At 39.6% G+C, this 13,912-nt stretch carries 12 protein-coding genes and 5 tRNA genes; 16 read left to right on the top strand and 1 reads right to left on the bottom strand.

All coding sequences use genetic code 11. The features are described 5' to 3' along the window. A partial coding sequence (locus EO119_RS07630) for a hypothetical protein (protein WP_206168800.1) occupies positions 1-413 on the top strand: 413 nt, incomplete at its 5' end. A gap of 243 nt (positions 414-656) precedes the next feature. Here EO119_RS07630 and EO119_RS07635 read toward each other — a convergent pair. Next, positions 657-731 (bottom strand) — tRNA-Arg (locus tag EO119_RS07635). A gap of 178 nt (positions 732-909) precedes the next feature. On the opposite strand from EO119_RS07635, the gene EO119_RS07640 reads away from it, so the two are divergent. From EO119_RS07640 to EO119_RS07710, 15 genes are all read left to right on the top strand, one after another. Beyond that, positions 910-2,451, top strand: coding sequence for a DEAD/DEAH box helicase (locus EO119_RS07640; RefSeq protein ID WP_062401790.1), 1,542 nt, complete (start codon positions 910-912; stop codon positions 2,449-2,451). A gap of 133 nt (positions 2,452-2,584) precedes the next feature. After that, positions 2,585-3,004, top strand: coding sequence for a Fur family transcriptional regulator (locus EO119_RS07645; RefSeq protein ID WP_126941315.1), 420 nt, complete (start codon positions 2,585-2,587; stop codon positions 3,002-3,004). Positions 3,005-3,138: 134 nt separating this feature from the next. Then, complete coding sequence (locus EO119_RS07650) at positions 3,139-3,984, top strand: deoxyribonuclease IV (protein ID WP_126941317.1); 846 nt, start codon at positions 3,139-3,141, stop codon at positions 3,982-3,984. A gap of 2 nt (positions 3,985-3,986) precedes the next feature. After that, positions 3,987-5,345: an exonuclease SbcCD subunit D gene (locus EO119_RS07655; protein ID WP_126941319.1), complete on the top strand. Its 1,359-nt coding sequence runs from the start codon at positions 3,987-3,989 to the stop codon at positions 5,343-5,345. After that, positions 5,342-8,506, top strand: a complete 3,165-nt coding sequence (locus tag EO119_RS07660) for an AAA family ATPase (protein WP_126941321.1) — start codon at positions 5,342-5,344, stop codon at positions 8,504-8,506. The genes EO119_RS07655 and EO119_RS07660 overlap by 4 nt, the downstream gene beginning before the upstream one ends. Positions 8,507-8,569: 63 nt before the next feature. Beyond that, on the top strand, positions 8,570-8,944 hold the full coding sequence (locus tag EO119_RS07665) for a VOC family protein (protein ID WP_126941323.1): 375 nt from the start codon (positions 8,570-8,572) through the stop codon (positions 8,942-8,944). A gap of 1 nt (position 8,945) precedes the next feature. Further along, on the top strand, positions 8,946-9,647 hold the full coding sequence (locus EO119_RS07670) for a ThiF family adenylyltransferase (protein WP_126941325.1): 702 nt from the start codon (positions 8,946-8,948) through the stop codon (positions 9,645-9,647). Then, complete coding sequence (locus tag EO119_RS07675; RefSeq protein WP_062401770.1) at positions 9,647-10,078, top strand: peptidylprolyl isomerase; 432 nt, start codon at positions 9,647-9,649, stop codon at positions 10,076-10,078. The genes EO119_RS07670 and EO119_RS07675 overlap by 1 nt, the downstream gene beginning before the upstream one ends. Next, a complete protein-coding gene (locus EO119_RS07680) occupies positions 10,078-10,722 on the top strand; it encodes a hypothetical protein (RefSeq protein ID WP_126941327.1) in 645 nt (214 codons plus the stop codon). The genes EO119_RS07675 and EO119_RS07680 overlap by 1 nt, the downstream gene beginning before the upstream one ends. Before the next feature lie 3 nt (positions 10,723-10,725). After that, positions 10,726-11,574: a polyamine aminopropyltransferase gene (gene speE / locus EO119_RS07685; protein ID WP_126941329.1), complete on the top strand. Its 849-nt coding sequence runs from the start codon at positions 10,726-10,728 to the stop codon at positions 11,572-11,574. Positions 11,575-11,907: 333 nt separating this feature from the next. Further along, positions 11,908-13,233, top strand: a complete 1,326-nt coding sequence (locus tag EO119_RS07690; protein ID WP_126941331.1) for an FAD-containing oxidoreductase — start codon at positions 11,908-11,910, stop codon at positions 13,231-13,233. A 353-nt stretch (positions 13,234-13,586) separates the two neighbouring features. Further along, positions 13,587-13,662 (top strand) — tRNA-His (locus EO119_RS07695). Positions 13,663-13,668: 6 nt separating this feature from the next. Further along, a tRNA-Gln gene (locus tag EO119_RS07700) sits at positions 13,669-13,743 on the top strand. Positions 13,744-13,749: 6 nt separating this feature from the next. Beyond that, positions 13,750-13,825 (top strand) — tRNA-Lys (locus tag EO119_RS07705). A 10-nt stretch (positions 13,826-13,835) separates the two neighbouring features. Next, positions 13,836-13,910 (top strand) — tRNA-Glu (locus EO119_RS07710). Positions 13,911-13,912 lie beyond the last annotated feature (2 nt).

The raw sequence follows: 13,912 nt of genomic DNA on the forward strand, positions 1-13,912 counted from the left end.
ACAATCAATCCAATATCATTTTAAAAAGGAGAAAGGATATGAAAAAATTATCTATTTTACTAGCAGCTGTCATTTTAGCAGTTACCGCACTTATTACTGGCTGTGGTTCATCTAGTGTAGCTGATGAATTTGTTGGAACGTGGGCTAGTGATAATGGTTATACATATATTTCTGTAGAAAGAAAAGGAAATAAAACGTTTATTGTTAATAGATATTTTTATGATAAAAAAAATAAAACAGATTTATTTAAAAGTAATACAGGCGAATTAAAAGAAGAAGTTTTAGAAGTTGACTATGGATTTTACAAAATTAAAGAAAGTAAAATTGTAGAATCTGATGGTAATATTTACAATAAAGTCAAAGATAAAGCACTTTCTAAAGAAGAGTTACAAGAATTAGCAAAAAGCAAATAAGATACATAAAAAGGCTTCTAATCAGAAGCCTTTTTATTATATGTAAATTTCAGATGAGTTATATTTCGACTTGTTCTTATTTTTTCTACTTTTAATTCTGGAAAATTATGCATCCAAAGAAATGAAGCTGGAAATCAAAATTGGGCTCAAAACTCAATTCAAATTGGGCTCAAATTGGGCTCAAAATTGGGCTCAAATGCAAAAAAAGGATTCTCAACAACGGTGAGAATCCTTTAATATCAATGGTGCGCCTAGCAGGAATCGAACCTGCGCACCCGGTTCCGGAGACCGGTGCTCTATCCCCTGAGCTATAGGCGCGTGTATACCGTTAAAGTATACCATGAAATAATGGTCAGTACAATAGGGAACCTCATGGTGAAGGATTGAAACATATAGTGCTCTATCATACTTTGATATACAAACCGATGCCCAGTGTGATATAATATACTAATTCGCATAATACATAACAAGATTTTAAAGGAGGACCCTTTCATATATGCAAATTAAATTTGAAGATTTACAAATTAGCGAACCCATTTTACGAGCTTTAAACGACATGGGATTTGAAGAACCAACACCGATTCAACGTGAAGCCATTCCAGCGGCGAAGTCCGGTCAAGACATGATTGGTCAAGCACAAACTGGTACTGGTAAAACAGCTGCCTTCGGTATCCCAGCGTTAGAGCAAGTGGATCCAACAATCCAAGATCCACAAGTATTGATTCTTTCACCCACACGCGAATTAGCAATTCAAGTGGCGGAAGAGTTAAATAAAATGGCGCAACATACTAACATTCAAGCCTTACCAATCTATGGTGGACAAGATATTGGACGTCAATTCCGTATGTTGAAAAAACATCCACAAGTGATTGTAGCGACACCTGGTCGTTTAATGGATCACATGGAGAGAAAATCTATTTCTTTTGACCATGTAAAAGTTGTCATTTTGGATGAAGCGGATGAAATGTTAAACATGGGCTTCGTAGATGATATCAATAAAATTTTGACAGCTGTTCCAAAAGAGCGTCAAACATTATTGTTCTCTGCTACAATGCCAAAAGCAATCCAAGAGTTGGCAGAAACATACTTAACAGAGCCAACATTAATCCGTATGAAACCAACACAAGTAACAATGGATTTAATCGAACAATATTATATCGAAGTACAAGATCGTCAAAAATTTGATGTATTGTGCCGTTTACTAGATATCCAAGCGCCAGAATTGGCTATCGTGTTCGGTCGTACAAAACGTCGTGTAGACGAAGTAACAGAAGCATTGAAAAAACGTGGTTACATGGCAGAAGGTATTCATGGTGACTTGTCTCAACAAAAACGTGACTCTGTGATTCGTCAATTCCGTGAAGGTACTATCGATATCTTAGTAGCTACAGACGTAGCGGCTCGTGGTTTAGATATTAGTGGCGTTACGCATGTGTATAATTACGATTTGCCACAAGATCCTGAAAGCTATGTACACCGTGTCGGTCGTACAGGTCGTGCTGGTAAAGCGGGCGTGGCAATGACATTCGTTATTCCACGTGAAATTGAGCATTTACATGCCATTGAACGTTTGACAAAACGCAAGATTGCTCGTCGTAAAGCTCCATCTTTGGGAGAAGTATTAGAAGGACAACAAAAAATTGCCGTAGAGAAATTGATTGCTTTAGCAGATAATCGTGAAGAATTAGCAAGCTATCGTTCTAGTGCAGAAGAATTATTGAATGATATCGATTCTGTTACATTATTAGCAGCTGCTTTGAAATTGTTGACAAAAGAGCCAGATACAACTCCTGTTAGCATTACAGAAGAAGCGCCACTTCGCATACGTCGTCGCCGTGACAGTGGACGTCGAGATGGCCGTCGCCGTGATGATCGTCGTAGAGATGGTCGCCGTCGTGATGATCGTCGTGACGGAGATAGAAGACGTTCCTCTCGCGATCGTAGTCAACGTTCCAATAGTGGAGAGCGCCGTTCTCGTGATGGACAAAAACAACAAAAGCATCAAGGTAGCGGTTTCAAGCCGTATTTTAAAGAATAATTTCGTTAAGTAACGATATTTAAAATTAAACAATTCTGATTATTGTTTGGGAATGAACTTTCTGATATAATATAGATAGAGTAATAGTATTTTAATCTCACAGTTAAGCTTCCAAGTGGAAAGGATGTGCTTTATGGATATTGCACAAAAATTGCGAGAAGAAGGTTATAAAGTGACACCACAGCGTATTGCCATTTATAATGTTCTTTACGCAGAAAACAACCATCCCACTGCGGAAATGATCTACCAAAGTTTGCGGGAAGACCATCCAAGTATGAGCTTGGCGACTGTATATAAAACGATGGAGATTTTTGAACGCATTGGTTTAGTTCGCGTCTTAGACTTGGGCGATGATTGTAGCCGTTATGACTGGGATACAAGAAATCATCCGCATGTACGCTGTACAATGTGTAATCGTATTAATGATTTACATGATGTACAAGTAAACTGTCTAAGAGAAGAAGTGGCGCGCCACAGTGAATATGAAATTACAGGACTTCATGTGTCTTTTGAAGGCATTTGTCCAGAATGTTTGCATAAAAGCTCACATTAATTAGTCATGTAAAAGAAATAGAGGATAATTGCTTATATAAACAATTGTCCTCTATTTTTATGCCTGTAAAGAGATAGTCATAACATGATATACTTACAAGTAAGATAGTGAATCATCAAGAGAAGGAGTTATATATGAGTCAATTAACAATCGGATGTCATTTATCCATCAGCAAAGGCTATTTACATATGGGAAAGGAAGCATTATCCATTGGTGCCAATACATTTCAATATTTTACGAGAAATCCACGTGGCGGCAAGGCACGTGCCTTTGATGAAGCAGATATGAAAGCCTTAGATGTGTTCCTGAAAGAACATCAATTTGGCAAATTGCTAGGCCATGCACCGTATACATTGAATGCATGTGCAGCGGATCCAGGCTTGCGTGAGTTTGCGAAAAACTCTATGAGAGAAGATTTGGAGCGACTGGAATATTTACCAGGCCATTTATATAACTTTCACCCTGGTAGCCATGTGAAACAAGGCGTAGACCAAGGCATCGAATACATCGTAGATATGTTGAATGAAGTGATTTTTCCAGGTATGAAGACGACAGTTTTATTAGAAGCTATGGCGGGAAAAGGAACAGAAGTAGGTCGTAATTTTGAAGAACTAGCGCGCATCATTGACGGCGTGAAATATAAAGAATATATCGGAGTTTGTGTAGATACGTGCCATATCCACGAAGGTGGTTACGACATCATTGAAAATTTAGATGGCGTTTTGGAGGAGTTTGACCATTTTGTAGGCATAGACAGAATCCATGCGGTGCATTTGAACGATTCCAAAAATCCTAGGGGAGCCCATAAAGATCGGCATGAAAAAATTGGGGAAGGCCATATTGGCATTGAGGCCATTGCTAATTTCATTACCCATCCAAAATTACGTCATTTACCATTTTATCTAGAAACGCCAAATGAACTAGATGGATATGCGAAAGAAATTTCTATCTTACGGGAGATTTACGCAAACGAGGTGTAAGTATGCGCATACTACATACAGCAGACTGGCATTTAGGACGACTATTTTATAACGAACATTTAACAACGGACCAAGCCTATGTATTGGATCATCAATTTTTCCCTTTACTGAAAGAAGAACAGATTGATCTGGTGCTCCTCAGTGGGGACGTCTTTGATCGCTCAGTGCCACCTATTGAGGCCATTGAATTATGGGATTCCGTGCTCCATCGATTGGCTTTTAGCGAGAATATTCCTTTGGTGGCCATTTCAGGTAATCACGATAGTGGACCACGCTTAGCGATGGGTCACAGTGCTTGGGAAACTCATGGTATCCATTTGTTAGGCCATGCTCACCAAGGGATAAATCCCATCTCATTCCAAGATGGGCACGGTCAACTCGATGTATGGGCATTACCCTATGGAGAAGTGCGTGATATGCAAAGTGCTCTGAATCGGCAAGGTGTTGGAAATGAAAAGATAGAAATAACAGAGCATATCGAATCTGTTAAGGCATCTAAAAAACATAGAACGCAATGCGAATCGGCAGATTTATTTGCCTCTTTAAGTAATGAAGATATTGTAAATTTAGACAACTCTTCGTATAAAGGTAATGATGAGATTTCTGTTGTCGGTACTGCGGAATGTGCGTTAGGTGTTGATACAAATACATATAATTGGACTATCGCAGATGCCTATGAACATTGGTCATATTATGCGAAGCGTTGCTCTAAAGGGCACCGCAGTCTTTGTATGGCTCATGCTTTTGTGGCAGGTGGTGCTGAAAGTGAGTCGGAACGGCCTCTGTTAGTAGGAGGTTCTGGGCAAGTTCCAACAACGGTATTCAAAGATTTTACATATACTGCCTTAGGTCACTTGCATAGACCACAACGGATTGGGGTGGACCATATTCGCTACAGTGGATCTTTGTTGACCTATTCCTTTGACGAGGTAGGGTATAGTAAAAGTTTCACTATTGTTGATATAGACGGCAAAGGAGCTACAACAATCAGTGAGATTCCTATTGTAGGACGCCGCCAATTTGTGAGCCTGACGGGATATTTTGACGATTTGCTAGCAGATGAAAGTCTTCATACACGGCATCATAATGATTATGTGGAAGTACGATTGTTAGATACGGCACCTGTAGTGGACGGAATGCGCCGCTTGCGAAAGGTATTTCCATATTGTATGCGATTAGAATTAGTAGGTCGTATGGAAGTGGTGCGAGATACAACAGGTGCTAAACGATTCAAGGAATTAAATGAGAAAGATTTATTTGCCCAATTTGCTAAGGAAGCTCGTAATGAAGAACTTTCACAAGAAGAATTAGAGTATATGGAAGGTTTGTGGCATCGTGTATTAAGGGAGGAAGAAGCATGAGACCCTTACGATTAGAAATGACTGCCTTTGGCCCGTATCCTAAGAAAGTAATCCTTGATTTTGCCGTATTGGCAAATCAATCCATGTTTTTGATTACAGGTCCTACAGGGGCAGGAAAAACAAGTATATTGGATGCCATTGTATATGCCCTATATGGTCAAACCAGTGGTGGCCTTCGTGATGGATCTGATATGCGTAGCGATTATGCAGATGCTACTACACCTACATCAGTGGTGTTTGAGTTTCAAGTAGGTGATCATCGATATAGGATGGAGCGAACTCCAAAACAAGAATTACAGAAAAAACGAGGCACTGGTACAAGAACGGTATTAGCAACTGCTTCTATCAGTGAATGGATTGATGAAGAATGGAAATTACTCGCTACAAAAGCCCAAGAAATTCGTGACTATGTACAACAGATCATTGGATTTCGTGTAGATCAATTTTTGCAAGTTGTCCTATTACCGCAAGGTGATTTTAGAAAATTGTTAGTAGCCCCCACATCAGAACGGGAAGTATTGCTACATACGATTTTTAAAACCTCTGTGTATAAACGCATGCAAGATGTATTGAAGGAAGAATTGACTAAATTTACCGTAGGGATTCAAGATACATTGCAAAAGGTTGAGTTTTTATTGAGTACCTACACAGTAGATACGTTACAGGACTTAGTGGCATTGACGGAAGAAGAACGTGCTGTATTAGGGATTCGTGAAAAAGAACGTAAGGAGAAACAGGAGCAGTGCGATGTTTTGCAAACAGCCTATGCTAAGTACGAAACCTATGCCAACCTAGTATCGCGCAAAGATCAATACAGTCAAGCCTTGGTTACTCATCAAGAAGGAGAGTCGGCGCATCTTGCATTAGGGGAGGCTATTAGCCGTTGGGAACGGTTGCAAGAAGTTCGGAGGTCTATGAAAGACTATGAGAAATTGCAAGATATTTTCAGAACGGACAATGAAAAATTAGAAGCCTTGAAAACATCGTTGCAGTCCGTGGAAGGAAGTTTACAAACCTTAGAGTCTAAGTGGAAACAGCTAATAGCTCAAGAGGAAACGTATGCAAAGCAACAAGAGCAATACCACCAATTACAGGCCTTGCAACAAGAGGTGGAGCGGTATGGCGAACTTGTGATAAAAAGGACTGATATAGAGGCTTCGAAAGCACAGCAAGTGGAGCAACAACAGGCTCTACAACAGGAGATAACTACAAGTCAGGCAGAGCTGGAGTTGCATCGTAAAACATTAGAAGGTATAAAGACAGAGTTACAAAATTATGCTTCCTTAGGTGAGGAAAAATTATGTACCAGTGAACTGCGGAGTTGGTGGGATTCCTTAAAGGGGGTTGTTAACAAACTCCAAACTGCTTGGGATGCTAGAAATCTTCATATTCAACAGTTGGAGGAAGAACGACAGGTCTGTAAGACTCGTGAAGGTCTATATCATCATAATGAGCAGTTATTACGACAACACCAAGCATATGAAGTGAGTTTGCAAGTAGAAGATGATGCGCCGTGTCCTGTTTGTGGTTCCTTAGAACATCCACAACTAGCACAAGCCCCGTCAGAAGACATTGTTAGAGAAACGGTAGATAGATTCCGCAGAGAGTTCCAAGCTAGTCAAACACAGGTGGCAACGATAGAAACCAAGCTAAGCCACAGTGAAGAAGAAGTAGAACGATATAGTAAAGAATGGAATCGTTTATGTGAAAGCTATCCAAATGTAACAGAAGGTGTGCAAAGAAAAGCTATTATTCACTTGGGGAATATGTTGGAATCGGCTATACAAGTCAAGGACATAGATAGGGTAGCTGAACGCCTCCAATGGTGGAAGGCATCTGCAGATATAGAAACCATAGACCAAGCGTTTAAAACGATACAAAATGAGTTAGTTGTTGCTGAAACCACTAAAGTAGAATTGGAAGAAAGATTAGAAACATTACAGAAGGCAATACATGTAGAAGAAGCTAACTTTCATACAAAACAACTGGAATTGACTACTTTAGCTGGTCAGATAGAGACGATTAAACAAGATGTTCACCACATGACAACAGAAATGCATCGTATTGAAAAGAGTATAGCTCCTTTTACGGTGGAAACGTATACGGCTGAGGTGAAAGATCTCGCAGATTCTCTGAAACGGTATGAAGCGGACCGTAAAGAGGTAGAAGCCGCGCGTCAAGCTAGCCAAGAACAAAAGGTGGCGCTCATCACAGAAATAGGGACTATTAAAGAACAACAGGATCGCATGGCGCAGGATATAGAATTCTTGGACAAGGAAATCGAGCAAGTGTTAGCAGCGGAATCTCTTACCATTGATGCATTTAAACAGGAATCTCATGCATTTGATAAATTGACAGCATGGAAAGAAACCTTTAGTGTCTATAGCAACGAAACATTGCGACTAAGCTCTCTGTTAGAAGAAGTGCGAAGTGATTTAGCCAACTATACTACAGTGCCAGAGGAAATAGCCAAGGGTGCTGTGGAAACAATAGAACAGGAATTAAAAGAATTGGGGGAAACTATTGGTACCCTGAAATCTCAAGTTCTAGCTAAAGAAAAGACAATACAAGAAATTACTGGGTTGGAAGATTCCACTAAAGTATTGTCAGATCGTCGAGCCTTTATCTTCGGCTTAGCTGATTTAGCCAATGGCGGTGATTCAGGTATAAAAGGGGTCAGCTTTGAACGCTATGTACTAGGTGCTATCCTGGAAGAAGTGTTAAGTGCAGCGAACTTACGACTTCATGATATGAGTCGTGGTCGCTATCGATTGGAAAGATCGATAGAAGAAGGAGGTCGCGGCGCACGGGGGTTGGATATTGCTGTCTTTGATGCCTATACAGGGGCAAGCCGCCCTGCCAATACGTTGTCTGGAGGAGAAACCTTTTTAGCGTCCTTAGGTTTAGCTATGGGATTGGCGGATGTCATTCAATCTTATGCGGGAGGTATTCATTTGGATACCATGTTTATTGATGAAGGGTTTGGAACCTTGGATCCAGATACTTTAGATGTGGCAATGGAAACACTAGTAGCATTGCAATCCCTAGGACGATTGGTAGGCATCATATCTCATGTGCCAGAATTACAACAACAAATTGGTGCACACTTGGTGGTAACAAAAACCGATGAGGGAAGCAGAGCCTACTTTCAAGTGCAATGATTGTATTCCCGTAGTACCTATGTTAGAATAATACTGTTATTTACTAGGAATTAAGGAGGAAGTATGAAATTTAGCTTTGCTCATAATAATATTAATGTGAAAGAGTTGGACAAAAGTTTAGCCTTTTATAAAGAAGCTTTGGGGTTAGAAGAAGTCGGTCATATCGATGGGGAAGATGGATCCTTTAAAATTGTCTATTTAGGAGACGGTACCAATCCACATCGATTAGAATTGACATGGCTACGTGATTGGGATCGTCCATATAATTTAGGAGATAATGAATTCCACTTGGCATTCTATGTAGATGATTATGCAGGAGCGTTAGCAAAACATAAGGCTATGAACTGCGTTGTCTATGAGAATGAAGCGATGGGCATTTATTTTATTGCTGATCCAGATGGATATTGGACTGAAATTATCCCAGCAGGAGCCTATTAATATGGAACATATGTTAACGCGCTTACAATGGTTGGTAGGAGAAGAAAAAATTAAAACCCTACAAGGTAAAAAAGTCCTTCTTTTTGGATGCGGTGGAGTAGGCTCCTTTGCCCTAGAAGCATTGGTTCGTTCTGGCGTAGGGCATATAATTATTGTCGATGGTGACCAAGTGACGGTGAGCAATATTAATCGTCAGCTTATTGCTTTGCCTAGCACGGTAGGTCAACGTAAAGTAGAGGCCGCAAAAGAGAGAGCCTTAGCAATCAATCCTGATCTACATATTGAGGCTTATGATATGGTATATACCGGTGAAAGTCATCCTACTTTCATTGCCGATATTAATCCGGATTTTGTCATTGATGCCATTGATATGGTAAGTGCTAAACTATCTATCATCGAAACGTGTTATAATAGAAATATACCTTGTATATCTTCTATGGGAACAGGCAATAAAATGTGGCCTGATCAATTGAAGATTACAGATATTAGTAAGACCCATACATGCCCATTGGCGAAAGTTATGCGTAAAGAATTGCGTCGTCGTGGCATTAAAAAGCAAACTGTATTATTCTCTACAGAACAACCGATGACACCGAATCGAGATGACGATTCAAGAAGTCCAGGTTCCTGTGGATTTGTTCCTTCTGTAGCAGGATTGCATTTAGCGGGTCATGTAATTAGAACTTTTTTGGAGGTACAGTAATGAAAAAAGCAATTATTCATATGGAATACGGTGACATTGTTATCGAATTATTTGAAAATGAAGCTCCTGGTACAGTAGCTAACTTTGAAAAATTAATCAAAGAAGGTTTTTATGATACTTTGAAATTCCATCGTGTTATCCCTGGTTTTGTGGCTCAAGGTGGTTGCCCAATGGGTACTGGCGTAGGTGGCCCTGGTTACACAATTCCATGCGAAACTAAAGATAACCCACATAAACATGTTCGTGGTGCTTTATCCATGGCACATCGTGGACCTAACACAGGGGGTAGCCAATTCTTTATCGTGTATGAACCACAACCTCATTTAGATGGCGTTCATACTGTATTCGGTCAAGTCATCGAAGGCATGGATGTAGTAGATAAAATTCAACAAGGTGACCGCATGCAAACTGTTGAGGTAGTAGAAGACTAATGGCAGGAATCAAACGCTATCGTATTGAACATCCTGAATGGTTACAAGTGAAAAAGGATGGGAACTTTTCCTATGGGTATGACCAAGAATGGTACGAAGATGCTTGGAAACGGTTAGCAGGTTGTGGCCCTACAACGGCGGCACAAGTGATTTCCTATGTCCTCTTTCGCGATGGTCATTTACCACTAGAAACTGTAGCAGACGGAGACCAAGCTTTGGTACGCATGAATCAAGTGTGGGAATACGTGCGCCCTCGCTATGGTGGGGGGCTCTATAAAAGTACTTGGTGGGAACAAGGTGTCAACCAATATATGGCAGATAACAACTTGTCTTATAATGTGAAACGATTGCCGATTTTCCCTCTGAAAGGAAGCGTTTATACGGTGGAAGAAGTAACGGCTTTCATACAACGTGGACTGGAACAAAATTGTCCTGTTGCTTTTTTAAATCGTCATCGTGGACAGGAAGAAGGCCTATCTACATGGCATTGGGTTCCTATCGTATCTATGCAAGTTAATCATGATGACACACGATGTGTTGTCTATGATGAAGGTATGGAACGAACTTTTTCACTACGCCGTTGGTTACGAGATAATTTACTGGGTGGAGCTTTTTTATACATCCAGTCACAATGTGAGGAGTAAGAAATGACACAATGGATTAAAGAATTACAGTCCCCTCATCTTGCATTATGCGCAGAAGTGGATGAAATTTTATATTCTGGAAAATCCGACTTTCAAACCATAGAAGTCGCTCATAGTTTAGAATATGGTAATATGCTTGTGTTGGATGGTGTGTTTCAAACATCAGAACGAGAAGAATTTGTGTATCATGAAATGATGAGCCACATTCCGTTATTCTTGCACCCAAACCCTAAGCATGTATTGATCATCGGTGGCGGTGATGGCGGTGTAGCTAGAGAATGTGTACGTCATAGCTGTGTAGAAACAGTGACAATGGTAGAAATTGATGGTAAAGTAGTGGAATTGGCAAAACAATATTTGCCATCTATTGCTGACGCTATGATTCGCCAAGATCCAAAATTGACGGTAACCATTGGTGATGGTATTGGTCATGTAGCGGAAAAAGAAAACTTCTATGATGTGATTATCGTAGATTGCTCTGACCCAATCGGACCTGGTGAAGGTTTATTTACAGAAGAATTCTACAAAAATACATATCGTGCCTTGAAGGAAGATGGTTTATTTGTACAACAAACAGAATCTCCAGTAATGCATCAACAACTAGTATCTGATGTATTCTACTATGTAAATAAACATTTCCCTGTGACTCGCCTATATACAGCATTCATTCCGTTATATCCAACAGGTATGCATTGCTTTACTATGGGATCTAAGAAACATGACCCATTAGAATGGGATCCAAATCGTGCCCAAGATTTTACAACTAAATACTATAACTATGGCATCCAAAAATCTGCATTCGTATTGCCAACATTTGTAAAACAATATTTACAAGCTCGAATTGCAGAATAAACTTTTTACCTAGGAGTGCTATAGTGAGTGACGAACTAGCACTTTCCTTGTGAAAGTGCTAGTTTTGCGTATGGGTTATACAACCGAACAGGGCAAGTTCATAAATAATAGGTAAACGCATGATATTTTTATCAGTAAGTAGATATATTAAAATACAGTATCTAAGTGCAGCTAGTTAAAAAACTTGTTGAAACTATGGAGCTAGAAAAATATTTGTGATACATGGTATTGAAATTCCTAGTAAATAGGTATACAATAAGAACAATATTGTATTTACTAATGAAATATATAATAGACTTCTATTCATGTGAATTAACAAAAGGGGAGACAATAATGAAACAATATGATTTACTCGTTATCGGCTTTGGTAAAGCTGGTAAAACATTAGCTGCCACATTTGGCAAAGAAGGAAAACAAGTCGCTTTAATTGAACAAGATCCAGCTATGTATGGTGGTACATGTATCAACATCGGATGTATCCCTACAAAAACGATGATTGTTGGTGCGGATAAAGGCAAAAGCTACGAAGCTGCAAAGGCAACTCGTGATACAGTAGTAGGAAAGTTAAATGCAAAGAACTTAAACATGTTAACATCCAATCCGAATGTAACCGTGTATACTGGTCATGGTAAATTTACTTCCAATAAAGAAGTAGAAGTAACAACAGCAGATGGCGTGGAAATATTGACAGCTGAAATTATCATCATCAATACAGGGGCTACTAATGTAGTACTTCCAATTTTAGGTCTATCTACATCTAAATTTGTATATAACAGTACTGAGTTGCAAGCGTTGCCTACATTGCCAAAACGATTAGGTATCATTGGCTGCGGTAACATTGGCATTGAATTCGCTAATTTATACGCACGTTTAGGTGCTGAAGTAACAGCTTTTGAAAGTGGGGACAGAATCTTAAAACGTGAAGATGCAGATGTAGCTGCGTTGGCACAACAATATTTAGAAGAAGATGGCGTTCGATTCCACTTTAACGCTGTCACCAAAGAAATTAAAAACGTAGGTGATACTGTAGTAGTAGTGACTGAGAGTGGAGAAGAGTTCGTTTTCGATGCGTTGTTACATGCTACAGGACGTAAAGCGAATACAGAAGGTCTTGGCTTAGAGAATACGGATATTCAAGTTCGTCCTAATGGCTCCATTGTAACAGACGATACATTAATGACGGCTGTTCCTAATGTATTTGCTGTAGGTGATGTGAACGGTGGACAACAATTTACCTATGTGTCTTTAGATGACTTCCGTATTGTAAATCGTGTGTTACATGGGGATGAAAGTTATAAGTTAGGGAATCGTGCACACGTGCCATATTCTACTTTCATTACACCTGCTTTATCCCATGTAGGTTTACATGAAGAAGAAGCGAAAGCACAATATCCAAGTGCTGTGACAGTGGCATTACCAGTAAATAATATGCCGCGTCATGCAGTAAACCAAGATCCACGCGGTGTATTTAAATTAACGGTTAACAAAGACACTGGTTTAATCCTAGGAGCTACCTTATTTGGTAAAAACTCTGAAGAGTTAATTAACATTATTAAAATGGCCATGGACAACGATATTAAGTATACATACTTACGTGACCAAATCTTTACACATCCTACAATGGCTGAAAACTTAAATGATTTAGCTAAATTAATTTAAGAAGAAAGATAGTACATACACAATAAGGTCAACTGATATGTGATGTAAACTATTAATAGAGATAATGATACCTTAAAAGAATATAGAGAATAGAGAAAGTTAGGAAACCCTTAACTTTCTCTATTTAGTTATAAAATGAAAAAAATGAAAAAAGGGGTTTACATGTAAAAAGTTTTTTGATATACTTTAAAAACATCAGCGATAGAGCAATAATTTTATTACTTTGTATCGAAGATGAGATATGATAGCAGTTAAAAAAGTTTTTTAAAAAGTGGTTGACACAAAAAAAATTAACTGATATACTAAATATCGTTCTAAGGCACGACAGTGCTAAACAGAATAAATATCCTGTGGTGGGTATGGTGAAGCGGTTAACACGGCGGATTGTGGCTCCGTTATGCATGGGTTCGATCCCCATTACTCACCCCACAACACAGGGGTGTAGCCAAGCGGTAAGGCATCGGACTTTGACTCCGACATGCGATGGTTCGATCCCATCCACCCCTGCCATTTTATGACCCACTAGCTCAGTTGGCAGAGCACCTGACTTTTAATCAGGGTGTCCCGCGTTCGAGTCGCGGGTGGGTCACCATTTACTACATGGCCCGTTGGTCAAGCGGTTAAGACACCGCCCTTTCACGGCGGTATCGGGGGTTCGATTCCCCCACGGGTCACCATA

This window comes from Veillonella sp. CNR 79/14, assembly GCF_003992185.1.
Lineage (GTDB): Bacteria > Bacillota > Negativicutes > Veillonellales > Veillonellaceae > F0422.

Bases quoted from the DNA above. Each gene is read 5' to 3' on its own strand.
- EO119_RS07640 (WP_062401790.1), top strand. From the start codon at position 910: ATGCAAATTAAATTTGAAGATTTACAAATTAGCGAACCCATTTTACGA.
- EO119_RS07650 (WP_126941317.1), top strand. From the start codon at position 3,139: ATGAGTCAATTAACAATCGGATGTCATTTATCCATCAGCAAAGGCTAT.
- EO119_RS07660 (WP_126941321.1), top strand. From the start codon at position 5,342: ATGAGACCCTTACGATTAGAAATGACTGCCTTTGGCCCGTATCCTAAG.
- EO119_RS07690 (WP_126941331.1), top strand. From the start codon at position 11,908: ATGAAACAATATGATTTACTCGTTATCGGCTTTGGTAAAGCTGGTAAA.
- EO119_RS07665 (WP_126941323.1), top strand. From the start codon at position 8,570: ATGAAATTTAGCTTTGCTCATAATAATATTAATGTGAAAGAGTTGGAC.
- EO119_RS07680 (WP_126941327.1), top strand. From the start codon at position 10,078: ATGGCAGGAATCAAACGCTATCGTATTGAACATCCTGAATGGTTACAA.
- EO119_RS07645 (WP_126941315.1), top strand. From the start codon at position 2,585: ATGGATATTGCACAAAAATTGCGAGAAGAAGGTTATAAAGTGACACCA.
- EO119_RS07670 (WP_126941325.1), top strand. From the start codon at position 8,946: ATGGAACATATGTTAACGCGCTTACAATGGTTGGTAGGAGAAGAAAAA.
- speE (WP_126941329.1), top strand. From the start codon at position 10,726: ATGACACAATGGATTAAAGAATTACAGTCCCCTCATCTTGCATTATGC.
- EO119_RS07655 (WP_126941319.1), top strand. From the start codon at position 3,987: ATGCGCATACTACATACAGCAGACTGGCATTTAGGACGACTATTTTAT.
- EO119_RS07675 (WP_062401770.1), top strand. From the start codon at position 9,647: ATGAAAAAAGCAATTATTCATATGGAATACGGTGACATTGTTATCGAA.